The organism is Streptomyces sp. NPDC051987 (assembly GCF_040680735.1).
Taxonomy (GTDB): Bacteria; Actinomycetota; Actinomycetes; order Streptomycetales; family Streptomycetaceae; genus Streptomyces.
In genome coordinates this window covers 1-24,188 of record NZ_JBFAXI010000092.1, presented here as the reverse complement: position 1 = coordinate 24,188, position 24,188 = coordinate 1, and the positions used below count along the sequence as shown (strand labels likewise).

The 24,188-nt window shown below is 74.0% G+C and carries 20 protein-coding genes; 15 read left to right on the top strand and 5 right to left on the bottom strand.

The window, feature by feature from the left end:
- Window position 1: 1 nt before the first annotated feature.
- Complete coding sequence (locus AB0M11_RS33580; protein WP_365711906.1) at window positions 2-2,983, top strand: beta-galactosidase; 2,982 nt, start codon at window positions 2-4, stop codon at window positions 2,981-2,983.
- A gap of 86 nt (window positions 2,984-3,069) precedes the next feature.
- On the opposite strand, the gene AB0M11_RS33575 is transcribed toward AB0M11_RS33580, so the two are convergent.
- Window positions 3,070-4,581, bottom strand: coding sequence for an alpha-N-arabinofuranosidase (locus AB0M11_RS33575; RefSeq protein ID WP_365711905.1), 1,512 nt, complete (start codon window positions 4,579-4,581; stop codon window positions 3,070-3,072).
- Between the two features lie 448 nt (window positions 4,582-5,029).
- Here AB0M11_RS33575 and AB0M11_RS33570 point away from each other — a divergent pair, with 448 nt between their 5' ends.
- The 3 genes from AB0M11_RS33570 to AB0M11_RS33560 are packed head-to-tail and all read left to right on the top strand — an operon-like array spanning window position 5,030 to window position 8,269.
- Window positions 5,030-5,626, top strand: coding sequence for a toxin-antitoxin system, toxin component family protein (locus AB0M11_RS33570; protein ID WP_365711904.1), 597 nt, complete (start codon window positions 5,030-5,032; stop codon window positions 5,624-5,626).
- Window positions 5,623-6,873, top strand: a complete 1,251-nt coding sequence (locus AB0M11_RS33565) for an MAB_1171c family putative transporter (RefSeq protein WP_365711903.1) — start codon at window positions 5,623-5,625, stop codon at window positions 6,871-6,873. Before AB0M11_RS33570 ends, AB0M11_RS33565 begins: the two co-directional genes overlap by 4 nt.
- Window positions 6,866-8,269 (top strand): FAD-dependent monooxygenase, encoded by a 1,404-nt coding sequence (locus AB0M11_RS33560; RefSeq protein ID WP_365711902.1) that lies wholly within the window; start codon window positions 6,866-6,868, stop codon window positions 8,267-8,269. Before AB0M11_RS33565 ends, AB0M11_RS33560 begins: the two co-directional genes overlap by 8 nt.
- Window positions 8,270-8,424: 155 nt before the next feature.
- Here AB0M11_RS33560 and AB0M11_RS33555 read toward each other — a convergent pair whose 3' ends face one another.
- Window positions 8,425-9,276: an SMP-30/gluconolactonase/LRE family protein gene (locus tag AB0M11_RS33555; protein WP_365711901.1), complete on the bottom strand. Its 852-nt coding sequence runs from the start codon at window positions 9,274-9,276 to the stop codon at window positions 8,425-8,427.
- Window positions 9,273-10,046, bottom strand: coding sequence for an IclR family transcriptional regulator (locus tag AB0M11_RS33550; RefSeq protein WP_365711900.1), 774 nt, complete (start codon window positions 10,044-10,046; stop codon window positions 9,273-9,275). The genes AB0M11_RS33555 and AB0M11_RS33550 overlap by 4 nt, the downstream gene beginning before the upstream one ends.
- 176 nt (window positions 10,047-10,222) lie before the next feature.
- Here AB0M11_RS33550 and AB0M11_RS33545 point away from each other — a divergent pair, with 176 nt between their 5' ends.
- A complete protein-coding gene (locus AB0M11_RS33545; protein WP_365711899.1) occupies window positions 10,223-10,777 on the top strand; it encodes a hypothetical protein in 555 nt (184 codons plus the stop codon).
- Here AB0M11_RS33545 and AB0M11_RS33540 read toward each other — a convergent pair.
- Entirely contained in the window at window positions 10,758-11,630 is an 873-nt protein-coding gene (locus tag AB0M11_RS33540; protein ID WP_365711898.1) for a hypothetical protein, read from the bottom strand. The genes AB0M11_RS33545 and AB0M11_RS33540 overlap by 20 nt on opposite strands.
- 199 nt (window positions 11,631-11,829) lie before the next feature.
- Between AB0M11_RS33540 and AB0M11_RS33535 the strand changes: the two genes are divergently transcribed.
- From AB0M11_RS33535 to AB0M11_RS33510, 6 genes are all read left to right on the top strand, one after another.
- Window positions 11,830-12,924 (top strand): MerR family transcriptional regulator, encoded by a 1,095-nt coding sequence (locus AB0M11_RS33535; RefSeq protein ID WP_365711920.1) that lies wholly within the window; start codon window positions 11,830-11,832, stop codon window positions 12,922-12,924.
- Between the two features lie 90 nt (window positions 12,925-13,014).
- Window positions 13,015-13,617 carry a class I SAM-dependent methyltransferase gene (locus tag AB0M11_RS33530; protein ID WP_365711897.1) on the top strand — a complete coding sequence of 201 codons (603 nt, stop codon included), beginning with the start codon at window positions 13,015-13,017 and terminating at the stop codon, window positions 13,615-13,617.
- Window positions 13,618-13,744: 127 nt separating this feature from the next.
- Window positions 13,745-15,226: an acyl-CoA synthetase gene (locus tag AB0M11_RS33525; protein WP_365711896.1), complete on the top strand. Its 1,482-nt coding sequence runs from the start codon at window positions 13,745-13,747 to the stop codon at window positions 15,224-15,226.
- A 28-nt stretch (window positions 15,227-15,254) separates the two neighbouring features.
- Window positions 15,255-16,652 carry a carboxyl transferase domain-containing protein gene (locus tag AB0M11_RS33520; RefSeq protein WP_365711895.1) on the top strand — a complete coding sequence of 466 codons (1,398 nt, stop codon included), beginning with the start codon at window positions 15,255-15,257 and terminating at the stop codon, window positions 16,650-16,652.
- A gap of 159 nt (window positions 16,653-16,811) precedes the next feature.
- Window positions 16,812-17,849 (top strand): rod shape-determining protein, encoded by a 1,038-nt coding sequence (locus AB0M11_RS33515; protein WP_365711894.1) that lies wholly within the window; start codon window positions 16,812-16,814, stop codon window positions 17,847-17,849.
- A 207-nt stretch (window positions 17,850-18,056) separates the two neighbouring features.
- Window positions 18,057-18,542, top strand: coding sequence for a hypothetical protein (locus tag AB0M11_RS33510; RefSeq protein ID WP_365711919.1), 486 nt, complete (start codon window positions 18,057-18,059; stop codon window positions 18,540-18,542).
- 58 nt (window positions 18,543-18,600) lie between these two features.
- Here the strand turns inward: AB0M11_RS33510 and AB0M11_RS33505 are convergent, their stop codons facing one another.
- Entirely contained in the window at window positions 18,601-19,518 is a 918-nt protein-coding gene (locus tag AB0M11_RS33505) for a DUF4231 domain-containing protein (RefSeq protein ID WP_365711893.1), read from the bottom strand.
- Between the two features lie 188 nt (window positions 19,519-19,706).
- On the opposite strand from AB0M11_RS33505, the gene AB0M11_RS33500 reads away from it, so the two are divergent.
- The 4 genes from AB0M11_RS33500 to AB0M11_RS33485 all read left to right on the top strand — a co-directional run.
- The gene (locus AB0M11_RS33500; RefSeq protein ID WP_365711892.1) at window positions 19,707-19,871 is read left to right on the top strand and encodes a hypothetical protein; all 165 of its coding nucleotides are present in this window, start codon (window positions 19,707-19,709) and stop codon (window positions 19,869-19,871) included.
- A gap of 160 nt (window positions 19,872-20,031) precedes the next feature.
- Complete coding sequence (gene fxsB / locus AB0M11_RS33495) at window positions 20,032-22,191, top strand: radical SAM/SPASM protein FxsB, inactivated metallohydrolase extension form (RefSeq protein ID WP_365711891.1); 2,160 nt, start codon at window positions 20,032-20,034, stop codon at window positions 22,189-22,191.
- Window positions 22,188-22,976: an AAC(3) family N-acetyltransferase gene (locus AB0M11_RS33490; RefSeq protein WP_365711890.1), complete on the top strand. Its 789-nt coding sequence runs from the start codon at window positions 22,188-22,190 to the stop codon at window positions 22,974-22,976. Before fxsB ends, AB0M11_RS33490 begins: the two co-directional genes overlap by 4 nt.
- Window positions 22,977-23,100: 124 nt before the next feature.
- Window positions 23,101-24,188 (top strand): TIR-like protein FxsC (locus AB0M11_RS33485; RefSeq protein ID WP_365711889.1); only part of this gene is annotated, 1,088 nt, incomplete at its 3' end.

The following is a 24,188-nucleotide window of genomic DNA, read 5'->3' as shown; positions in this document are numbered from 1 at the left end:
CTTGGCGCTCAGCAGACGTACCTTCAGTGCCCTGGCCGGCTCGGCCGCGCTCGGTTTCGCCCTGGGCGGCAGCGGCGGCCCCGGGGCGCCCTCGGCGTACGCGGCGCGCACCGTGCCGACCGGTCCGGCACCGGCCGCGCCGAGCGCCGACGGACGGCGGCACACCATCGGCTTCGACCACCACTCCCTCGTGGTCGACGGCCGGCGGCTGGTCGTGTGGTCCGGCGAGATGCACCCCTTCCGCCTGCCCAGCCCGTCCCTGTGGCGGGACGTCCTGGAGAAGATGCGGGCGCACGGCTACAACACGGTCAGCATCTACGTGGCGTGGAACTACCACTCCCCCGCACCCGGGACGTACGACTTCACCGGCGTCCGCGACCTCGACCTGTTCCTGCGCACGGCCGCCGAGACCGGCCTGTACGTCATCGTGCGCCCCGGCCCCTACATCAACGCCGAGATCGACGCCGGCGGCTTCCCCGGCTGGCTCACCGCCACCACGGGCGCCGCCCGGTCCACCGACCCGGTCTACCTCTCCCACGTCGACGCGTGGCTGACGGCCGTCAACCGGGTCGTCCGCCGCCACCAGCACACCGACGGCGGCGGAACCGTCCTCCTCTACCAGATCGAGAACGAGTACGACGGCCACGTCACCGACCCGACCGGCCCGGCCTACATGTCCCACCTCTACAAGAGGGTGCGGGCCGACGGCATCGACGTCCCCCTCTTCCACAACGACAAGGGCCGCAACGGCTACTGGATCCCCGGCTCCTTCGACACCGGCGGCGAGACGGGGAAGTGGCTGTACGGCTTCGACGGCTATCCGTCGCCTTCCCAGACCCCTCCGGACTGGGGCGGCTTCGGGATCGGCGGCCTCAAGGGCGGCGCGACCGCGAGTCCCCGCACCCCCGGGTTCGTGCCGGAGTTCGGGGGCGGCTGGTTCGACCCCTGGGGCGGGGTCGAGTTCGGCGGCAAGGGGTACGCCGGGTCCCGGGAGACCCGCGACGCGGCCTACGAACGCCGCTTCTACCTCACCAACCTCGCCAACGGCATCACCCTCCACAACGTCTACATGACCTACGGCGGCACCACCTGGGGCTGGCTGCCGGCGCCGGTCGTCTACACGTCGTACGACTACGGCGCGGCCATCGACGAGGCCCGCAACGTCACGCCGAAGATCGCGCCGATGCACCAGCTCGGCCACCTCCTCCAGCGCGTCCCCGACTTCGCGCGGCTGGACCGCGCGGCCGACGTCCACGTGGCCGGGCTGAAGGCGTACCACCTCACCAACCCCGACACCCAGGCGCACTTCTACGTGCTGCGCAACGACGGGGCCGAGGAGGTCACCTCCACGCTGCGGACGGCCGCAGGCGACGACGTCGAGCTCACCGTCCCGGCCCACGACGCCCGGCTCGTCACCACCGGCCTCTCCCTCGGCAGGCGGAAGCTGCGCTACTGCACCGCCCAGCCGATGTTCGTGCTCACCGCGGGCCGCCAGGACGTCGCCCTGTTCACGGGCCGCCACGGCGAGATGGCGCACCTGGTGCTGGAGTGCCCGGTCGAGCCCGTCGTCCAGCGCCTGGACGCCGAGGCGGCCTGGGTCTACGACCAGGGCGTCCTGCACGTCACCGCACCGCTCGGGCAGGGCGGGCTCACCCGGGTCCTGGTCCAGCGCGGCGAGTCCGACACCCCGCTGCTCCTGCTCTTCGCCGACGACGCGACGTCCCTGCGGCTGTTCCCCTACGACACCCCGTCCGGCACGCTCCTCGTCTACGGCCCTGCGCTGCTGCGCCACGCGAAGCTCGACGGGTCGGCCGTCGAACTCACCGGGGACACGGTCGGCGCCACCGGCCTGGAGGTCTGGGGGCCCCGCGGGATCACCTCGGTCACCTGGAACGGGCGGCCGGTACCGACGCGGGTGAGCGCCTCCGAGAGCCTGGTCGCCCTGGCGGACATGCCGGGGGCGCCCCGGCCCGCGCTGCCGGTCCTGGCCGGCTGGCGCCGCAAGGCCGAGAACCCCGAAGCGGCGGTGGACTTCGACGACTCGGCGTGGACGGCCGCCGACAAGAAGACGTCGTTCAGCACGACGGCCGTCCCGGCGGGTCAGCCGGTGCTCTTCGCCGACGACTACGGCTTCCACTACGGGGACGTCTGGTACCGGGGGCGGCTGGACGGCGACCTGTCGGACCTGGAGTCGGTCTCCCTCGCCTACAGCACGGGCACCCAGGGCATGCTGATGGCCTGGCTGGACGGGGTGCCGCTGGGCTCGCACCGGATGCCGGTGCCGGACGCGAAGACGGTACGGAAGGGGAGCTGGGCGGCGACGGCCGAGTTCTCCGCGGCAGGGCTGAGGAAGAAGCAGCGGAAGAAACCGGGGCACGTGCTGTCCGTGCTGGTGCGGCGGATGCAGCACGACATGGACGGCGGTTCGCAGGACACGCACAAGGTGGCCCGCGGGCTGACCGCCGTCTCCTTCAAGGGGGTCTCGCCGAAGGTGAGCTGGCGGATCCAGGGGGCCGCGGCGGCGGATCCGGTGCGGGGGCCGCAGAACAACGGCGGCCTGTACGGGGAGCGGGAGGGCTGGCACCTGCCCGGGTTCGCGGACGGCGGCTGGGAGCCGGTTTCGCTGCCGCGCGCGGACCGGGGGATGGGGGTCACCTGGTACCGGACGGAGTTCCGGATGTCCGTGCCGGGTGGGGTGGACGCGTCGGTGGGGCTGGTGCTGGAGGACGATCCGGGGCGGGCCTATCGGGCGCAGATCTTCCTGAACGGGTGGAACCTCGGGCAGTACGTGAACGACGTGGGGCCGCAGCACACGTTCGTGCTGCCGAACGGGATTCTGCGGACCCGGGGTGCGAACACGTTGGCGTTGGCTGTGCTGGCGGACGGGACGAGTGAGGTCGGGCCGGGGGTGGTGCGGCTTGAGTTGTCGGGGAGCGCGGCCGGAGGGGTCGAGGTGGTGGGGGTGGACTCCCCCGGCCGTTGACTGCGGGCCGGTGGGGGCTGGTCGCGCCCACGCGGCGGAGCCGCACATCGACACAGCCCCGCGCCCCTGACGGGGCGCGTCTGCCCTTACGTCAGTCGGATCATGTTCCAGGACAGGGGCTCCAGAACGGCCTTGACCGTGCCGTCGGTCAGTGTCGTGCCCTCGGCCGGGTGGGGGGTCACCCGGTCCGGCTCCGCCAGGGTGTTGCGGGCGTCGGGGTTCTCGTCCGCGAGGACGCTGTGCTCCGCCACGGACGTCAGGCCGAGGCCGCCCACGGCCACTTCGAGGGGCAGTGCCTCCGTGCGGCTGCGGTTCACGGCGAAGACGGTGACCGTGCCGTCGTCGGCGCGGACGGCGGTGGCGTGCAGCAGGTCCGTCTCGCCGTACTTCTTCGTCTCGTACGTCGGTGAGTCCACCCGTACGTCCAGGACCCGGCCCCTGCCGTACCGGGACGCCTGCGCAAAGGGGAAGAAGGTCGTCTGGCGCCAGGCCGGGCCGCCCGGCTCGGTCAGGATCGGGGCGATGACGTTGACCAGCTGGGCCAGGCAGGCGACCGTGACGCGGTCGGCGTGGCGGAGCAGGGCGATGAGCAGGGAGCCGAAGACCACCGCGTCCAGGACGCTGTAGTTGTCCTCCAGGAGGCGGGGGGCCTCGGCCCAGTCCCGCGCGGCGGAGTTCTCGATCTCGTGCCACCTGGACGTGTACCAGACGTTCCACTCGTCGAAGGAGAGGTTGATCTTCTTCGGGGACTTCAGCCTCGCGCCCACGTGGTCGCAGGTGGCGACGACGTTCTCGATGAAGGACTCCATGTCGACGGCGGAGGCCAGGAAGGAGTCGAGATCGCCGTCCTGGGGCTCGTAGTAGGCGTGCAGGGAGATGTGGTCGACCAGGTCGTACGTCTCCGCGAGGACCGTCGCCTCCCACGCGGCGAAGGTCGGCATGGACCGGCTGGAGGAACCGCAGGCGACCAGTTCCACGGACGGGTCCAGCTGGCGCATGGCGCGGGCGGTCTCGGCGGCGAGGCGGCCGTACTCCTCGGCCGTCTTGTGGCCGGTCTGCCAGGGGCCGTCCATCTCGTTGCCCAGGCACCAGAGCCTGATGCCGAAGGGGTCCTTGTCGCCGTGGGCGGCGCGGAGGTCGGAGAGGGCGGTGCCGGCGGGGTGGTTGGCGTACTCCTGGAGCTCCAGGGCCTCCGCCACGCCCCGCGTGCCGAGGTTGATCGCCATCATGGGCTCGGCCTGCGGGCCGACCTTCTTCAGGAAGGCGATGTACTCGGAGAGGCCGAAGCGGTTGGTCTCGGTCGACCGCCAGGCGAGGTCCAGGCGCCGGGGGCGGTCCTCGACCGGGCCGACCGAGTCCTCCCACTTGTAGCCGGAGACGAAGTTGCCGCCGGGGTAGCGGATGGTGGTGACGCCGAGTTCGCGGACGAGGTCGAGGACGTCCGTGCGGAGGCCTTCGGCGTCGGCCGTGGGGTGGGTCGGCTCGTAGATGCCGGTGTAGACGCAGCGGCCCAGGTGCTCGACGAAGGAGCCGAAGACACGGGGGTTGACGTCGCCGGTGGTGAAGGCGGGGTCGAGGGTGAAGCGGGCGGTGCGCAATGTTCGCCTTTCGGGGAGGGTGCCTTGGGTTTCGTGGGCGGGTGCGGGTGAGTGGGGGTCGCTCGCGCCCACGTGGCGGAGCCGCACATCGACACAGCCCCGCGCCCCTGAAGGGGCACTGGCCGTCCGTCTTTCGTCCGGCTCAGGGGGTTGAGCCCGAGCTCTGGGGTGCCGCCGGCGGCGGCGTCGGCTCCGGCTCCTCACTGTTCGCGGTCGTGTCCGTCACCTCTCGTTCGAGCTATCGTTCGAGATCTCGGCTGATGCTCGTGACTTCGAACGGGACCGTAAGATCGCAGCGCTTGGGCGTCAATGGGTCCGGCGCGACTTTCCCGCACCGGACTGTCGTTGTCATGTGAACTACACCTCGAACTCCCGGCGCCGGACGCGTAGTCTCGGACCGGCCGACGCAGCGCGGTGACCGCCGTCGGGGCGGTGTGAAGGGGGAGCGATGGACTTGGCCGGCGCGCGGCACCGCTGGGCCCGGATCGCCGAGCGGCTGCGGCGCCTCCGGCCGGACCCGGGGATGCGCCGGCTGGCCGCCGGTCTCACCGCCGCCGTCCGCGCCCGACCCCAGGCGCCGGGCGACGTGCGCGAGGTGTGCCGGGCGCTGTGCGCGGAGATGAGCCGCAGACGCGAGGGCCGCCCCGTCGAGCTGCGCTTCGAACGGTTCCCCGACGAGATCGAGGTCACCGGACTCTGGGTGGAGTTCCTCGACTTCGACCTGGTGATCGTCGAGGAGCGGGCCGAGGCCGTCCAGCAACTGGTCATCCTGGGTCACGAGTTGTGGCACATGCACGCCCGGCACACCCATCACCACGCGGCCGCCGCGAACGCCCTCGCCGGGCGGCGGGGCTGGGACTCCGTCGCCCTGACCGTGGCCGCCCGCAACGGCTCCCGGGAGGCCGACGAGGCCGAGGCCGACGACTTCGGGCACCGGCTCGCGGCCGCGCTCCGGTCGTTCCTGCCCGGAGGGGGCGGCGAGGCCCCGCCCGATCCCGTCCAGCGCTCCCTCGGCTACCGCGGCCGTGAAGGCGGAGCACGGTGAGCCCCTCCCCCCTGGCCGCGGGCCCGGCCGCGTTCCTCACCGGCCTGCAGGTCTCCTTCTGGCTCCCGGGCCTGGTGCTCACCGCGGCCCTGGTGATCAAGCTGCCCAGCATCCTCAAACTGTGGCGGGACCCGCTGCTGCGCGCCGTCGGCGGCCTGCTGCTGTTCGCCTGCGCGGTGTTCGCCTTCGCCGCCCCGCCCACCATCGCCTGGACGAACCGGGTCACCGGCGTGCCGAACATCGCGGCACCGCTGGTGTACTCCCTGATCACCGCGTTGTCCGCGTCCTGGCTGCTGCTCGTCGTGCACTGGCGCAACGGCCACACCGACCGCCGGAGGCAGACCCGGCGCGCGACCCGCTGGGTGGTCTGCGTCTACGCGACCGTGGTCGTCGCCCTGTGGGTGCTGTTCGCGCTCGCCGACGTGCCCGTGGAACAGGTCCGGAACCTGGACACCTACTACGCGAACACGCCGTTCATGCGTGAGGAGATCCTGCTCTACCTGCTCGCGCACACCGCGGCCTGCGCCATCACGACCCGGCTCGTGTGGAACTGGATCCGCACCGACGGACTCGACGCCTGGCTGCGCTGGGGGCTGAGGTTCCTGGGCATCGGCTTCGCCACGAACCTGCTGTTCAGCGCGGCCAAGTTCACCGCCGTGGCGGCCCGTTGGACCGGTCACGACCTGGACTGGCTGAACACCAACATCGCCCCGTCGGCCGCCTGCGTCGCCGCCACGCTGGTGGCGATCGGCTTCATCGTCCCGCACACCGGCCAGTACTTCCACGACCGCTGGCTGGTACGGCGCCGGCACCGCGCCCTGAAGCCGCTCGCCCGGCTGCTGCGGACCGTCGCGGGCGGCCGCGAACCCCTCGCCCTGCGCGCCACCGCCGAGATACGCCTGATCCGCCGCGAGACGTACATCCGCGACGCGCTCCTGCAACTCTCGCGGTTCCTCGACGAGAGCCTGCGCGGCCGCGCCTACGACGCGGCACTCGCCCTCGGCCACGAACCCGGCCGGGCCCAGGCCCTCGCCGCCGCGGTGACGGTCCTGGACGCCGTCGAGAGCGGACGGCACACACGCGGCGACCACGACGGCGACGGCCACGGCGACGCGAGCGGGGCCGACACCTCGTATCTGCTCCAGGAGATCCAGGCCCTCTCCGAGGTCCTGCGCCACCCCGAAGAGATCACGGCGGTACGCACCCGCGCGACCGTCCCGGCAGAGAGCATGTCCACGCATGAGTGAACGTCCCTCCCCCGTCAGAGCCGCTGTCGTCCTGGGGGGATCCCACACCGGCATGCTCGCGGCCGGGGCCCTGGCCGGCCTCGCCGACCGGATCGTCGTCGTGGAACGCGACGAACTGCCCGAGACCCCCGCGCCCCGCCGGGGGCTTCCGCAGGCCCGGCACGCCCACATGCTCTGGTCGGGCGGGGTCCGGGCGATGGAGGAAGTGCTGCCGGGCGTCACCGCGGCGCTCCTGGAGGCCGGGGCGCGCCGGGCCCCGGTCACCACCGACATGGTCGCCCTCTCGGCGCACGGCTGGTTCCGGCGCTGGCCCGAGTCCCACCATGTGCTGCTGGCCGGGCGGGACCTGCTGGACGCGACGGTCCGGGCGCGGGTCCTCGCCGACGGGCGCGTCGAGGTGGCCCAGGGCACCGAGGTGCTCGGGCTCACGGGCGACGCCGGGGCGGTCACCGGGGTCCGGGTGCGCGGCCGCGACGGCGGGGAGCGGACCGTCGAGGCGGACCTGGTCGTCGACGCCACCGGCCGGGGTTCCGGCGCCGCCCGCTGGCTCGCGGAGCTCGGGCTGCCCGCGCCGGAGCGGCGCGAGGTCGACACCGGTCTCGCCTACGCCAGCCGGCTCTACCTCGCCCCCGAACCGGCGCGCGGCGGCTTCCCGGTGGTCAACGTGCAGCCGGACCCGCGGCAGGGCGGTCCCGGCCGGGCCGGGTTCCTGCTGCCGATCGAGAACGGCCGCTGGATCGTCACCCTCAACGGCACCCGCGGCGGCGAACCGACGTCCGCCGCCGACGAGTTCGTCCCGTTCGCCCGTGAACGGCTGCGGCACCCGCTCATCGGCGAGCTGCTCGCCCAGGCCGAACCGCTCTCCGACGTCGCCGTCACCCGTGCCACCGTCAACCGCCGGTACTTCTACGAGCGGATGGCCGCCTGGCCCGACAACTTCGTGGTCCTCGGCGACGCTCTGGCCGCGTACAACCCGGTCTACGGCCACGGACTGGCCGTGGGCGCGCAGAGCGCCCTGCTCCTGCGGGAGCAGACCCGCCGCCACGGTCTGGGGACGCCCGGCCTGTCGCGGCGTGTGCAGAAGGCGGTGGCCCGGCCGGTCGGGGCGGCCTGGGACCTCGCCATCGGGCAGGACGTGTTCTATCCGGGGGCGACGGAGAACGGGCCGACGGTCCGGGACCGGGTCGTCGCCGCGTACGTCTCCCGCCTCATGCACACGGCCACCGGCAACGGCCGCGTCGCCCGCCGCGTCACGGACGTGACCTCCCTGGAACGCCGGGCGGAGACACTCCTGACCCCGTCCGTCCTGCTGGCAGCCCTGGCGGGCCCCGTGAAGCCGCCCCTCCCCGGCCCACCGCTCACCGCGGAGGAACTCAAGAGAGCCGGCCTCCAGTAGCGCCCCGTCAGGAGCGCCCGTAAGGGGCGCGGGGAACTGCGCGCTCAGCCCCCACGCACCCGCGGGCGAACGACGACCCTGCCGCGCCGGGCTGTGCACCGTCTGCGGCGCCGTCGTGGCCGGTCGCGCAGTTCCCCGCGCCCCTTACGGGGCGCTCAGCCGTCGAACGCCGGTTGGGGGACGCCCTTGCCCGCGTTCGGGATCACCAGGAGGGAACCCGCCGTCGGGTGCGGGCGGTCGAGGCCCACTCTCGCCGTCGTGACGTACAGGTCCGTCAGGTCGGTGCCGCCGAAGGCGCAGGCGGTCGTGAGCGTGGCGGGCAGGCTGATCACCCGGTCCAGCTCGCCGTCAGGCGTGTAGCGGCGTACCGCCGCCCCGCCCCACAGCGCCACCCAGACACAGCCGTCCGCGTCGACTGTCAGGCCGTCGGGGAAGCCGGCGCCCTCCTCGATCGTCACCAGCGGGCGGCGGTTGACGGGGAGCCCGTCGACGTGGTCGAAGACGTCCACCCGGCGGGTCGGCGAGTCGACGTAGTAGACGAGACGGCCGTCCGGGCTCCAGCCCGTGCCGTTGCTGACCGTCACCTCCGGCAGCAGCGTCGTCACCGTGCCGTCGGCCGCGACCCGGGAGAGCGTGCCGCCCCCGGTCTTCTCGTCGTAGCGCATCGTGCCGGCCCACAGGGAGCCGTCGGGGGCGACGGCCGCGTCGTTGGCGCGGCGGCCGGGGACCGGCTCGCGGTGCAGCCAGCGGAACGTGCCGTCGGGGTCGAGGAGTCCGACGCCGTCCCGGAGGTTGAGGACCAGGCCGCCGCCCGCGCGCGGCTTGACCGCGCCGACGTGCTGGTCGGTGGTGCGGATCGTGCGCCGGCCGGTGGCCGGGTCGTACGTGTGGACGCGGGAACCCAGGATGTCGATCCATATCAGGCGGCCGGTCGCCGCGTCCCAGGTCGGGCCCTCGCCGAGGGTCGCCTCCACCGCCACCGCGACCTCGTACGCCGTCGTCGTCATGCCACGCTCCGGTGCCCGAGGCGCTCGGAGAGCTCGGCCGCGCCCTTGGCCGCGAGCTGCTCCAGCTCACCGCGGCGCTCGTCGCTCCAGCGGATCATCGGCACGGAGATGGACAGCGCCGCGACGACCTGGCCGGCGCGGTCGCGGACCGGCGCGGCGACGCAGGAGACGTCCGGATTGGACTCGCGGCTCTCCACGGCGATGCCGCGCGCGCGGATCTCGGCGAGGGCCGCGCGCAGGGCGCCCGGCTCGGTGATGCTGTTGGGGGTCATCGCGACGAGTTCGGCGTCGTCCGGGATGCGCGCGGTCAGCTCCGGCTCCGGCAGCGAGGCCAGCAGCATCTTGCCGACCGACGTGCAGTGGGCGGGCAGCCTGCGGCCGGCGGCGGAGACCATGCGGACCGCGTGCGTGGAGTCGACCTTGGCGATGTAGATGACGTCGGTGCCTTCGAGGATCGCCACGTGGACGGTCTCGTCACAGGTCTCGGCGACGGACCGGGCGACCTGCTGGCCCTCGGCGGCGAGGTCGAGCTGCTCGGCGTATCGGCTGCCGAGCTGGTACGGACGGACGCCCAGCCGGTACCGTCCGGGCTGTCCGGGCACGGGCACGATGTACGACCGGGCGGAGAGCGTGGTCACCAGCTCGTGCACGGTGGTCCGCGGCAACTGGAGTCTGCGCACTATGTCGGGGGCGGAGAGGGTCCCGTCCCCGTCCAGGAAGAGCTCAAGAATGTCGAGAGCCCGGGTCACGGCAGGCACGAGGCGTCCCACGTCCGGCCCCCTCCCTTGGGTCTAAGCGCCAGATATCGGTGCGCCGCGCGCTTCAGCTGCGGAGCCGTTCGAGATATCAACAGGCGATCGGCATGACGAACACAGGCTAACGACCGGGGATTCCACGGGCAATGGCCTGGCGGAAGCCGGGGAGCGGCGCGTGCACCATGGGGGGCATGCGACTGGACTTCCAGCTGGTGCTGCTGCGCCGCATGGCCGACCACAACCCCGACCTCGTCGAGGACGCCCGGCGCGCGCTGGGCGCGACGGTCGCGGACATGCGGGAGGCGAACAAGCGCTGGCAGGCGATGGCCCGCTCGCCCCGGTCCCGGTCCGCCGCCACGCGCTACCGCTCGGTCCTCGGCCCGCCCGAGTGGGAGACCAAGCGCACCGTCGGCGATCTGGAGTGCGCGGTCTGGCAGTGGCCGCTCCCCCTGTGGCCCACCCTCCGCTTCGAGGTCATGGCCGGTCCCGGCGGCGCGGTCTGGAACGAGTGGCTGGTCCGCGCCCCCGACGCACCGGCGCCGCGACTGGAGACGTACGAGGACCTCACCCCCTGGTCCTGCACGGTCGACGAGGCCGCCCGCGCCTTCGCCCCCGCCCGCCCCCTGGAGGGCACGGCCCCCACCCGCTGGGGTCTCACCTTCGCGGTGCCCGACGGCCGTCAGGTGGTCGCCGAGTTCACCTGGGGCCTGCTGCAGCGCACCGCCGTCATCGACGAGCCGCGTTGAGGATCGCCTCCGCCACCGGGGCCACCGAACCGGGGTGCAGGAACAGGAACAGGTTCGGCTCGACCAGCTCCAGCTCCATCACCCGCGGCCGGCCGTCCTCGCCGTCGACCAGGTCCACCCGGGCGCAGAGCAGCTCGGGCGCCTCCGGCACGGCGGCCAACGCCCGCTCGGCGACGGCGAGTTCGGCCGGGGTCGGGGTCCATGCCGTCAGGTCGGGGTGGGCGACCTTGGCGGCGTCGTACGGCGTGCCCGGCGTGAGCACGGCCCGCTTCCGGCTGGCGTGCAGCAGCCGGCCGCCGAAGAACTGCAGGGCGCGCTCCCCGCTGACGTCGATACCGGAGACGTACGGCTGGACGATCGCGGTCAGCCCTTCCTCGTGCATCCGGGCGAGGTGCCGTACGGCGGTCCGGTGCTCGGCGGGCGTGTAGCGGGCGGCGAACCGGGCGCCGGCGCCGAAGGTGGGCTTCACGACGTAGTCACGGTCGGAGGGCAGGTCCACCGGGTCGCCGGGGGCGAGGTACCGCGTCGGCACCACCGGCACACCGGCCGCCGCGAGGTCACCGAGGTACCGCTTGTCGGAGTTCCAGCGCACCACGTGGGCCGGGTTGGCGATCCGGGTCTCCTTCCCCACCCGCTCCACCCACGCCACGAACTCGTCGGCGCGCCAGCTGTAGTCCCAGGTGGAGCGGATGACGACCAGGTCGTGACCGCCCCACTCCGTCTCCGGGTCGTCCCACGGGCGGGCGACGGCCTCGGCCCCGGCGTCGGCCAGCGCCCGCAGCAGCACCGGCAGGTCCTGGTCCTTGGAGGGCTCCGTGCCGGGGTCGTAGGTGGCGAGGGCTATGCGGGGCACGGCGGGGCTCCCTTGGCTGTCGACGGCTGCGGTCTGCCTCGGCAGGCTAACCCGGGAACACTGTTGACCTTCCCCCTCGGTGAAGCCCCAGCATCGGAGGCGGACGTCGAGGAACGCGAGGCAGAGGCGTCGAGGCGGCGCAAGGGACGACATGGGGGGCGGCATGGGGGACGGCGTGGGGGACGGCGTGGGGGACGGCATGGGGTGGCTGACCATCGGGGCCTTCGCGAAGGCCTGCCGACTGTCGCCCAAGGCGTTGCGGCTGTACGACGAGCTGGACCTGCTCAAGCCCGCCCGGGTCGACCCGGAGACCGGCTACCGGTACTACGCCGACGCGCAGCTGGACCGCGCCCGGCTGGTGGCCTGGCTGCGGCGGCTCGGCATGCCGCTGGCGCGGATCCGCGAGGTGTGCGCGCTGCCGGCCGGCCCGGCCGCCCGGGAGGTGCGGGCGTACTGGGCCCGCGTCGAGGCGGAGACCGCCGTACGGCGGGACCTGGCCGCGTTCCTCGTCGACCACCTGTCCGGTGAGTCCGGAGAGTGCGGAGAATCGAGAAGGGACACGACGATGCTGGAACTGCGTTACGCCGCCCGTTCGGACCGGGGGCGGGTCAGGCCGTCCAACCAGGACACCGCGTACGCGGGGCGCCGGCTGCTGGCCGTCGCCGACGGGTGCGGGCCGGCCGGAGCCTCGGCCGGCGCGGCCGCCGTGGCGGCGCTGAAACCCCTGGAGGAGGCCGAGCTCTCCCCCGGGAACGTGCTGAACCTTCTGGAGGACGCGGTGCGTTCGGCGAGCGAGGCGGTACGGCGGGTGGCGGACGGCAGTACGGAGGTCGGTACGACCCTCACGGCGCTGCTGTGGACCGGGTCCCGGCTGGCCCTCGTGCACATCGGGGACTCGCGGGCGTATCTGCTGCGGGACGGCGAGCTGTTCCGGATCACGCACGACCACAGTGTGGTGCAGTCGCTGATCGACGAGGGGCGGCTGACGCCGGAGGAGGCCGCGAGCCATCCGCAGCGGATGCTGCTGGCGAAGGCCCTGCCGGGCGACGCCGCCGACACCCCGGACCTGAAGCTGCACGAGGTCCGCGCCGGTGACCGGTACCTGGTGTGCTCGGACGGGCTGACCCGGGCGGTCCCCGACGAACGGATCCGCGAGCTGCTGGCCGGGGGCGAACCGGCGGACGCGGTGCGGGTACTGACCGAGGCCGCCGACGCGGCGGGCGGCACCGACAACGCGAGCGCGGTCGTGGCCGACGTCGTCTCTCCCACCCGACCGCCCGTCTCGGCCGACTAGAAGCCCAGGGAACAGGCACCCCCCGCCCCGACTCCACCGCCGCTGGGCCTGGCGCCGTTCGGGGCGGCTCGGTCCGGTAGAAAGTTCGTCGTGACACTTCATGGCACTGACGCCTACAGCGGCCTCCCCGGTCTTCCTCCGCTGGTGCGGCGGGCCCTCGGGGTGGCGCGGGTGCAGGGGTTTCCGTACTCGTGCCGGCCCGAGCAGGGGCGGTTGCTCCAGGTGCTGGCCGGCGGGGTCGGGGGACGGATCGGGGAGACCGGGACCGGGGTGGGGGTCGGGCTCGCGTGGCTCGCGTCGGGGGCGCGGGACGGGGTGCGGCTCTTCAGTGTGGAGCGGGACGCCGGGCGGGCCGAGGCCGCCGCCGAGGTGTTCCGGGACCGGCCCGAGGTCACGGTGGTCCGGGGGGACTGGCAGGAGATCGCCGCGCACGGCCCGTTCGAGTTGCTCGTGCTCGACGGCGGCGGGCAGGGGAAGGTGCCCGGTGACCGGCCCGCCGACGTCGAGCGGCTGCTGGTGCCCGGCGGGACGGTCGTCGTCGACGACTTCACCCCGGCCGACCAGTGGCCGCCCCGGTTCGGCGGGGACGTCGACCGGGCGCGGCTGCACTGGCTGGAGCATCCCGCGCTGCGGGCGGTGGAGGTGCGGCTCGCGGCTGATCTGTGCGCGGTCGTCGGGACGCGGCGGCGGTGAGGGCACCGGCGGTGTGATCAAGGTCGTGGTGCGGAGTGCGAGTGGGGTGGTCCGGGAGCGCGGTGGCTGGTGTAGGAAGGGGCTGTCGAGGTTCCGGCCGGTGCTTTTCGGTGTGAGGAGTGGTCGCGTGTCGTCTCTGTTTCCGGCCCTGGCGGAGGGTCCGGGCGAGCGAAGCGGGAGGGGGGTCCCCGCGGACGAGCTCCGGGGGAGGGAGGCCCTGCGGTTCGGCGCGCGGTCGTCGACGTACGGGCAGCTCGCCGCCGCGGCCGGCGCCCTCGCCGGGCAGGTCGGGGACCTCGGCCGGGTCGCGGTGTGGGCGACCCCGGAACTGGAGACGGCCGTCGCCGTCGTCGGCACGCTGCTCGCCGGCCGGGCGGCCGTACCGCTCAATCCGAAGTCGGGCGACAAGGAGCTCGCGCACATCGTCGCCGACAGTGCGCCGGCCGCCGTGCTGGCCGCGCCCGGTGCCGAACTGCCCCCGGCGCTGGCCGGGCTGGCGCGGATCGAGGTCGACGCGCAGGCCGTCGGGGAGGTGCCCGAGGACCGTGCCGCCGCGTCCGATCCGGCCCTCGTCGTCTACACCTCCGGCACCACCGGCCCGCCCAAGGGCGCCGTCATCCCGCGCCGTGCCCTCGCCGCCACCCTGGACGCGCTCGCCGACGCCTGGCAGTGGACCGGCGAGGACGTCCTCGTCCACGGCCTGCCGCTGTTCCACGTGCACGGACTCGTGCTGGGGATCCTCGGACCGCTGCGGCGCGGCGGCTCGGTGCGCCACCTCGGGCGGTTCGACACCGAGGGCGTCGCGCGCGAGCTGAACGCCGGCGCGACCATGTTCTTCGGCGTCCCGACCATGTACCACCGCATCGCCGAGGCGCTGCCCGCCGATCCGGAGCTGGCGAAGGCCCTCGGCCGGGCCCGGCTGCTGGTCTCCGGCTCCGCCGCGCTGCCCGTGCACGACCACGAGCGCATCGCGGCCGCGACCGGACGCCGGGTCGTCGAGCGGTACGGCATGACGGAGACCCTGATGAACACCAGCGTGCGCGCGGACGGCGAGGCACGGGCGGGCACCGTGGGCGTGCCGCTGCCGGGGGTGGAGCTGCGGCTGGTGGAGGAGGACGGCACGGCGATCGCCGCGTTCGACGGGGAGACCGTCGGGGAGATCCAGGTGCGCGGCCCGAACCTGTTCACCGAGTACCTCAACCGGCCCGACGCGACCGCCGCCGCCTTCACCGCGGACGGCTGGTTCCGGACCGGCGACATGGCCGTGCGGGAGGCGGACGGCTACGTGCGGATCGTCGGGCGCAAGGCCACCGACCTGATCAAGAGCGGGGGGTACAAGATCGGCGCCGGGGAGATCGAGAACGCGCTCCTGGAGCACCCGGGGGTGCGGGAGGCCGCGGTGACCGGGGAGCCGGACGCGGACCTGGGCGAGCGGATCGTCGCCTGGGTCGTACCGGCGGAGGCCCAGTCGCCGCCCTCCGCCGAGGAGTTGGCGGACCATGTGGCCGGGCGGCTGGCCCCGCACAAGCGGCCCCGCGTCGTCCGCTACCTGGACGCCCTCCCCCGCAACGACATGGGGAAGATCATGAAGCGGGCCCTCGGTGCCTGAGCAGACACCTCAGCGGACGCCGGAGCCGATGCCTGGACAGACGCCCGCGCCGACGCCGCAGCGGCTCTCCGCCCGGCAGGTCCTCGGCCTGGTCACCGACCCCGGCAGCTTCGTCGAACTCCCGCAGCCGACCCGGCAGTCCGCACCCGACGGCCCGCTCGGCTGGCAGGGGTACGACGCCTCGCGCGCCCGCGCCGCCGAGCGCACCGGCGAGGCGGAGTCCGTCGTCGTCGGCACCGCGCGCGTCGAGGGCACCCCGGCCGTGCTGATCGCGTTCGAGTTCGGCTTCCTCGGCGGCTCGCTGGGCGAGCGGACCGGGGACCGGCTGGAGGCGGCGTACGAGCACGCCCGCGCCCACCGGCTCCCTGTCGTACCGCTCATCGCCACCGGCGGCAGCCGGATGCAGGAGGGCATGCTCGCCCTGTCCCAGCTCCAGCGCGTGGCCCGCCAGTCGGCGCTCACCCGGGAGGCGGGGCTGGCGCAGGTCGCCGTCCTGCGCGACCCGACGACCGGCGGCGGCTGGGCCACCCTGGGCGCCGGTGCCGACGTGATCCTGGCCCTGCCCGGCGCCCAGGTGGGGTTCGCCGGTTCCCGGGTCCGCCCGCCGGACGCCGATCCGGCCGCGTACACGGCCGAGGCACAGCTCGCGGCGGGTGCGGCGGACGCCGTGGTGCCCCCGGCGGAGCTGAAGGCGACGCTCGGGCTGTGGCTGCGGCTGCTGACCGCCCCGGCCCCGATACCCGCCGACCCGCCGGCCGCGCTCGGCGACGGCGGGCTGCCCGCGACCGGCTGGGAGGCGGTCCGGCGCGCCCGCGCCCCGCACCGCCCGCGGGCCGATGCCTACCTGGACGCCTACTTCACCCGCCGGGTCGCCCTGGTCGGCGACCGGTGCGGCGGGGCGGATCCGGACGGGATGCTGTGCGGGTTCGGCGAGCGGGACGGCCGTACGGTCGCCTTCGCCGCGCAGACCGGGACGGCGACCCTGCCCGCCGGGTACCGCACCGCCGCCCGCCTGATACGGCTGGCCGGCCGGCTGGGGATCCCCGTGCTGACCCTCGTCGACACCCCGGGCGCCGCCAACGGCGCCGAGGCGGAACGGCAGGGCGCGGGCGCCGCGATCGCGGAGCTGTTCGGCGAGGTCGCGGCGGCCCGGACCCCGGTCACCACCCTCGTCGTCGGGGAGGGCGGCTCGGGCGGGGCGCTGGCGCTGGCCGCGCCCGGCAACACCTGGGCCACCCCGGACAGCTACTTCTCGGTGATCGCCCCGGAACTGGCGGCGGCGATCCTGAAACGCCCCCCTGAGGAGGTCGAGCCCACCGCCGGCCAGCTGCGGATCCGGCCCCAGGACCTGGTGGAGCTGGGCGTGGTCCGGGGCATCGTGGGCCACGCCGGGTCCACCCCCGCCACGCCCCCGCCGCCCGGCTGACCTCGGGGGCGACCGGGCCGGCGGGCGAAACCCCCCATTCAGCCGCACCCCGCCCGGACCCTCCCCGCAGGCGCGCCGCCCGGATCCCCCGGAGGATGCGAAGCAGGCCGCCGACCGGCGGTGCCACCCCACACGGCCCGCGCACCGGGAGGATCTGCCGTGACCGTCAGTCTGGAGCAGTTGCGCCGCTGCCATTTCGCCGTCGATCTGGGGGCCGCCCGAACCCGGGTGTACGTGAAGGGCATGGGCCTGGTCGTGGACCAGCCTTCCGTCGCCGCCGTGAACACCCGCACCGGCGCGCTGATCGCCGTGGGCGAGTTCGCGGAGAGGATGACGGGGCGGACGCCCGACTACATCCGGGTGGTGCGGCCCGTCTCCGGCGGCACCGTCGTCGACATCGAGATGGCCCAGCGCATGCTGCGCCACCTGCTCGGCGACAAGATCCGCCGTTCGCTGCGGCGCAGGGCCCGGCTGCGGGCGGCGGCCTGCACCCCGCACGACGCCGACCCGCTGGCCCAGCGGGCGACGATCGAGACGCTGGTGGGGCTGGGGGCGCGGCGGGTGGAGCTGGTCGACACGCTGATCGCGGCGGCGGTGGGGTGCGGGCTGCCGGTCGAGCGGCCGGAAGCGAGCATGATCCTCGTCTGCGGGGCCGCCGCCACCCAGGTCGCCGTGCTGTCGCTGGGGTCGATCGTGCGCGCCGAGCGGCTGCCCGTCGGCGGGGAGGCGGTGGACCACGCGATCGTGCAGCACCTGCGGCACGAGCACGAGCTGATGCTGCCGAACCAGGCGGTGCGGCCGCTGCAACTGGCCCTGGACGACAACGGCCTCACCCCGCACGGCCCCGCCTCCACCGAGATCCACGGCCGGGACGTGGTCACCGGGCTCGCCCGCAGCGTGCGCGTCGACACCGCCGCCGTACGCGACGCCATCCAGACGCCCCTCATGTCCGTCCTGGACGGGATCGGCAAGGTGCTGCGGGACTGCCCGCCCGACCTGGTCGCCGATCTCGCCGACCGCGGGATCATGATGGTCGGCGGGTCGGCGCTGCTTCCCGGCTTCGACCAGTTGCTGCGGGAGGCCACCGGGATGCCGGTGCACATCGCGGAGCGGCCCGACGTGTGCGCGGTGCAGGGCATCGGGGCGATGCTGGAGGGCCGGATCGAGCCGCTGGTCCTGGATCCGCTGGCCGCCTGACCCGGGTACCGCCCGTCGCCCTGGGACCGGTAGGCCTGGGCCCCACACGCCGGGACCCGTCGCCCTGGGTGTGAGCCGATGCGCCCCCTGCGCTCCTCCTCGACCCTCCGTTAGGGTGGACTCACCGAAGGTGACGGGAGGGGACGTTCCGTGACAGCCGACAGCACCGTGCTCGCCGAGAGCCTCACCGCGGCGGCGGTCCCCCGCCTGGCCGTCACCCGGCTCGGTGTGACCGGGCACCGGGCGATCCCGCCGTCCGTCCTGCCGTACGTCCGCTCGGCCCTGCGGGACCGGTTCAGCCGCGCCGGCGAGGAGCTGGAGGCCCTCAGCTGCCTGGCGGCCGGTGCCGACCAGCTGTTCGCGGACATCGCCCTGGCCCACGGCGTCCCGGTGACGGCCGTGATCCCCGGCATGGACTACGAGGCCCACCTGGGCGACGAGGAGGTCCGCAACGCGTACCGCAGGATCCTGGGGTCCTGTACGACCCGCGTCGACCTGCCCCGCCAGCCGACGCACGAGCAGGCCTACTTCGCGGCGGGCTGCTGGATCGTGGACCACTGCGACCACCTGATCGCCGTGTGGGACGGCCGTCCGGCGCGCGGCAAGGGCGGCACCGGCGACGTGGTGGCGTACGCGCGGCGCAGCGGGGTGCCGGTGACGGTGCTGTGGCAGGCGGGGGTGCGGCGGGACTGACGGATCCGCCGACCGTCCGCAGGGGGCGCCGGAGGGCGTGAGAGGGCGTGAGAGGGCGTCAGGAGCCGAAGCGGACCAGCCACTCGGTGTGCGCCGGGGACATCAGGCGCTCCGCCTCCCCCACCGCCTCGGCCCAGCCCTCCTCCGTCACCGTCGTGCTCATGGCGATCCGGGCGGTCTCCAGATCCTGTTCGATGAGCGAGTGCGCGTAGGTCAGCGGGCCGTGCCGGCGCACCTCCTGCCAGGCCACACCCGCCGCGGCGGCCGCGCTCAGCAGCCCCGCGAGGTCGGCGCCGCCGAGCAGTCCGACGGTCCGCAGCAGGGCGGCGGCGAGGGCGAACAGGGTCAGCGCCGCGGTGACGGAGGACCAGCGGGCGGCGGCGCGGTGCGCACGGACGGCCCGGTTCTTGTACCAGACCGCCTGCTCCAGGAGCCGGTCGCGCAGGTAGAGGTCCCGGCGGGCCGCGTAGGACTTGGCCCGCTCGGCGCGCATCCGCGGCGTGATCTGGCCCCTGCCCCGTTCATCGGGGCCGGTGCGCGAGTCCTCCCAGCCGCAGGCGCGCAGTTCGCGCAGGCGTTCTTCGAGGCGCTCCGCGAACACCGCGTCCGGGTCGGCGACCCGGGAGTGGAAGGGGCCGCCGTGCACCATGTACTGCCAGGCCAGCGACTTCACCAGCTCGGCGGCCGCCCGGTGCGCCTGCCAGTGGGCGCGGCTGCGGCGGCGCGAGGTGCTCAGGCCGAGGGCGATCGTCAGCCCGTACAGCACGGCGGCCAGCACCGTCATGACATGGCCTGACGCCTGCTCGGTCAGGACGGCGGCGGCGGTGGCCAGCAGAAGCAGGACCAGATGGGTGCGCACCGCCCGGAACGAGTCACTCTGATGGCGTAACGCCCACGCGTCACTCACCCGGAACAGCGGCGGCAGATCCCGTTCGCCCAGTGTGGTGCCCGGCACCGGCGTGGTTGCGGCCCCCATGAACGCCCCCCGTATTCACCGCACGCCCCCGAAAGCTCGCGTGCGCCCCCGACAAGATGGCCCAGGAAAACAATGAGTGGGGAACGAGGGCCTGTGCACAAGAGGTTCGCGGGGCATTCCTGGTATAGGGTCCGCACCATCGGGACCAGACTCGGTCCCGCGCACCCGAACCGGAGCGACGAAACATCATGCCCAACGCGACGAACTCCCTCACCTCCGCGCCGGCTCCCCGGCACACCCGCCTGGAGGACATCGACCCGTACGAGGCCTCCGCGTCGCGCGACGCGGGCCGTGTGATCGACGTCCCCGACCACCGCTCGACCCGGTCGGTCACCTTCAACTCGGCGGCCTGAGCAGAGGCGACGACGCGCGAGACAGCACCCGGACGTGGGTGCGCCGGCGGCCGCGCGCGCCGCTCGTACCCACGCCAGTGCGCTGATGACACGTCAAAGTTTCCGGCAGTAATGTGGTTTGCGGCGCCTGAGGGGTGGGCATCGTGCCACACTTCCTTCGGTGACGAGCCAGTCGCCCGACAGCCCACCCCTGAGACAGCTGGTCCTCAAGATCCACAGTAGGTGTGATCTGCTCTGCGACCACTGTTACGTGTACCAGCACGCCGACCAGAGCTGGCAGTCGCGCCCTACCTTCATCCGCCCGGAGACCGTGCGTTCCGTCGCCGCCCGGCTGGCCGAGCACGTCGTCGCGCGGTCCCTGGAGTCCGTCTCGGTGATCCTGCACGGCGGCGAGCCGCTGTTGGTCGGCCCGGCCCGGTTACGGGACATCTGCGCGGAGCTGACCCGCGCCCTCTCCCCGCTGACCGCGCTCGACCTGCGCATGCACACCAACGCGGTCACCCTGAACCGGCGCCACCTGGACGTCTGCCGGGAGTTCGGGGTCCACGTGAGCGTGTCCCTGGACGGGAACCGCGCAGCAAACGATCTTCACAGGCTGGACCGCAGGGGCCGCAGCAGCTACGACCGCGCGGTCCGCGGCATCCGGCTGCTCCAGGAGCCCGAGTACCGTCACCTGTTCAGCGGGGTGCTGTGCACGGTGGACGTGGCGAACGACCCGGTCGCCGTGCACGACGCCCTCACCGAGCTCTCCCCGCCGCTGATCGACTACCTGCTGCCGCACTCCACCTGGGACTCCCCGCCGCCCAACCCGGCCGGGGCCCCCGCCCCGTACGCCGACTGGCTGCTCGCGGTCTTCGACCGCTGGGAGCGGCAGGGCCGTCCGATGCCGGTGCGGACCTTCGACTCGGTGCTCAGCACGCTGCGCGGCGGGCCGCCCCTGACCGAGGCGCTGGGACTGGCGCCCAGCGATCTCGCCGTGATCGAGACGGACGGCACCTTCGAGCAGGCCGACTGGCTCAAGACCGCCTACCCGGGCGCCCCCGAGACCGGGTACGACGTCTTCCGCCACGGGTTCGCGGAGTTCGCCGCGCACCCCGGCGTCCAGGCCCGGCAGCGGGGTGTCGACGGGGTCAGCGACACCTGCCGGCGCTGCCCCGTGGTGGGGTCCTGCGGCGGTGGTCTGTACGGGCACCGGTACAGCTCCGCGAACGGCTTCGACAACCCCAGTGTCTTCTGCGGTGACCTCCGCAACCTGGTCGAGGGCATCGCCGACCGGGTGACCGACCGCTCGTTCTCGCCGGCGGTGCTGAATTCGGCCCGCCTCTCCTGGGCCCAGCTGGAGCTGGACCGGCTGCTGCTGCGCCGGGCCCGGGAGCGCCTGGCGTCCGAGCCGGACTGGGCGGACGCCTGGCGGCTGCTGCTGGCCCTGGACGCCGACGCCGAGACCGCCCGGCAGCTGGACGCGGTGCTCGCGCACCCGTATGTGCGCACCAGCCTCCAGCGCTCCCTCAGCGGCCCCGCCGACACGGCCCGGTTCATGTCCCTGGCCGCCGCCGCGGCGCTGCGGGCCGGAGCGGCGGCCACCCTGTCCTGGGACCAGCCCGGCACCCGGCTGCACCTGCCCACCTGGGGCACCTACCGGCTGGACGCCCCCGGCCGCGTCGAGGTCACCGTGGCACCGGACGCCTTCCGGGTGCGCACGGGCAGCGCGGCCGACCCGGAGTGGGTGCGCCTGGACGAGGTCCCCGTCTCCGCACGCTGGCGCCCCGTCGACCGGCTGCCGGTCCAGGGCGGCCCGCTGGTCGACGACGCCGACCCCTACCGCGACTGCTACCCCTCCCCCGTCGCCCCGCCGCTGGAGTGCGGCGAGTTCGCCGAACGGATGGCCCGCGCCTACGAACTGCTGGCGAAGGACGCGCCGGACCGGGACGCCGATCCGGACGCGTTCCGCCCCACCGTCCTCACCCCGCTGGCGGCGGGCAGCGGGCTGGCGCTCGGCACCCACGGGTTCGGGGCGCTGGGCGTGGCGGTCGACGTGACCGCCGAGGAGTTCGCCCGGGAACTGCCGCGCATCGGCCGCCGGGCCCGCCTGACCGCCCTGCGCGAGACGGCCGACCTGCACCGGCCGGGCAGCCCCGCCCGTGCCCTGCTGGACCGGGCGGACGAGGGGCTGGGCCGGCGGGCGCACCAGGAGGCGGCGGCCGCGCTGACGGCGCTCACCCTGCTGCCGGAGTCCGAACTGACCTCGACCGGGGCCGTGCTCGTGGCCCGCATGTGGTCGCAGTGGTCGCAGTCCCCGAGTCTCCGTGAGGGATCATGACCGAGGTGGCGCAGTCGGCGGAGGCGGAACTGGGCGGCCTGCTCGGCTCGTTGGGCGTCCGGCGGGGCGGGGTGCTGATGGTGCACGCCTCGCTGGGCGGCACCGGGACCGCGCCGGAAGCGGTCCGGGACGCGCTGCGGGCCGCACTCGGCCCCGAGGGCACACTGATCGTGCCGGCGTTCACGCCCGAGAACTCCGACACCTCCCGGGCCCACCGGGAGGCGGTGGCGGACCTGAGCGAGGCGGAGGCGGCCGAGTACCGCCGGGGCATGCCGCCGTTCGATCCGGAGGCCACCGAGTGCCCGACGATGGGGGCGCTCGCCGAGTGCGTGCGGTCGACCCGCGGCGCGGTGCGCAGCGCGCATCCGCAGACCTCGCTGGCCGGACTCGGGCCGAGAGCCGGGGAGTTGCTGCGCCGGCACCCGCTGCGCAGCCATCTGGGCCGGCTCTCCCCGATGGCACGGCTGTACGCCGCCGACGCCCAGATCCTGCTGCTGCGGGTCGGGTTCGAGGTGTGCAGCGCGTTGCACTACGCCGAGTACCTGATGTGGCCGAGGCCGCCCCGGCGCACCTACCGGTGCGTGGTGGGCCACAAGGGGAACTGGGTCGAGTACCGCGATCTGGCGCTGGACGACAGCGACTTCGGGGCGATCGGCGCCCGGCTGCCGCGCCGCATGCTCGCCGAGGGCACGTGGGCCTCGCGGCCGGTCGTCCTCTGCGGCATGCGGGACGTGGTGGGCCACGCCAAGGGGCAGATGTCTGGATATCGCCGGGCTTTGGCCTGAAAGGAGTGAACCGGATACGGGGTCCGTCGGGCACATTGTTGAGTCCGGCGGAGGCACGCACGGCGACGGGGGCCGTCCAGCGGCTTGCCGACGGGCAGGGGGACGTGCGGACATGGGGGAACGGGTGCATGATCGGGTTCCGGACAACCGGCCCTATTTCTTCCTGTCGTACGCGCACACCCCGCCCTGGAGCCCGGACAGCGGCGACCCGGACCACTGGGTGCGGGTCCTCTACAACGACCTGTGCAGCCACATCATGGCCCTCACCGACCTGCCCGCGGGCTGCCCGGTCGGGTTCATGGACCGGGAGATGCGCTCCGGGGAGGGCTGGCCCGAGAAGCTGAGCGAGAACCTCGCCGCCTGCCGGGTGTTCGTGCCGCTGTTCTCCCCGCGCTACTTCTCCAGCGAGATGTGCGGCCGCGAGTGGTACGCCTTCCACGAGCGGATGCTGCACGCCAGGACCACCGGCACCGCCACCGCCTCCGCCATCGTGCCCGCCCTGTGGACGCGCGTCGACATGCGTGAGCTTCCGGACTCGGTCCGGCACATCCACGTCGAGAACGTGTCGTCGAGCGGGCGCTACCTGAGCAACGGCATCTACGGGCTGATCAAGCTCAGCCGGCTGCACGACGAGTACGACGAGACGGTTTTCGGCCTGGCCGAACGCATCGTGCAGGCGGCCCGCGAGTCCGGGCTGCCGCCCGGCCGCCCCCGGGACTACGAGAGCACCCCGAGCGCCTTCAAACCGCGCGGCACCGGCCCGAGGCACATCCGGCTCACCGTGGCCGCGCCCACCGCTGACTCGGTCCCGGAGCACCGCGACGCCCGGCCGTACGGCGACGACGCGCTGGACTGGAACCCGTACCGCACCGAGTCGACCCGCGCGCTGTCCGCGCACGCCGAGGAACTGATCCGCTCGCTGGACTACCGGGTGACCGTCGCCGCCTTCGACGACGAGAACCCCGCCGAGGAGCAGCACGGGTCCGGGGAGCGGCAGCCCGGCATCCTGCTGGTGGACCAGTGGGCGCTGGGCGACGAGGAACGCCGCCGCCGGCTGAAGACGTTCGACGCCTACGCCCGCCCGTGGGTGAGCGCCATCGTGCCGCGCTGCCGGGCGGACCTGCAGAACCACGGGGAGCAGGGCCGGCGGCTCGCCGAGGAGCTGGAGCGGGTGATGCCGACGATCCTGGAGCGGGCCCGGCACAGCGACAC

What these genes read in the sequence shown, in the direction of transcription:
- AB0M11_RS33570 (WP_365711904.1), top strand. Translation starts at nt 5,030, where the DNA reads ATGGACTTGGCCGGCGCGCGGCACCGCTGGGCCCGGATCGCCGAGCGG.
- AB0M11_RS33560 (WP_365711902.1), top strand. Translation starts at nt 6,866, where the DNA reads ATGAGTGAACGTCCCTCCCCCGTCAGAGCCGCTGTCGTCCTGGGGGGA.
- AB0M11_RS33555 (WP_365711901.1), bottom strand. Translation starts at nt 9,276, where the DNA reads ATGACGACGACGGCGTACGAGGTCGCGGTGGCGGTGGAGGCGACCCTC.
- AB0M11_RS33545 (WP_365711899.1), top strand. Translation starts at nt 10,223, where the DNA reads ATGCGACTGGACTTCCAGCTGGTGCTGCTGCGCCGCATGGCCGACCAC.
- AB0M11_RS33535 (WP_365711920.1), top strand. Translation starts at nt 11,830, where the DNA reads ATGGGGTGGCTGACCATCGGGGCCTTCGCGAAGGCCTGCCGACTGTCG.
- AB0M11_RS33520 (WP_365711895.1), top strand. Translation starts at nt 15,255, where the DNA reads ATGCCTGGACAGACGCCCGCGCCGACGCCGCAGCGGCTCTCCGCCCGG.
- AB0M11_RS33505 (WP_365711893.1), bottom strand. Translation starts at nt 19,518, where the DNA reads ATGGGGGCCGCAACCACGCCGGTGCCGGGCACCACACTGGGCGAACGG.
- AB0M11_RS33500 (WP_365711892.1), top strand. Translation starts at nt 19,707, where the DNA reads ATGCCCAACGCGACGAACTCCCTCACCTCCGCGCCGGCTCCCCGGCAC.
- AB0M11_RS33490 (WP_365711890.1), top strand. Translation starts at nt 22,188, where the DNA reads ATGACCGAGGTGGCGCAGTCGGCGGAGGCGGAACTGGGCGGCCTGCTC.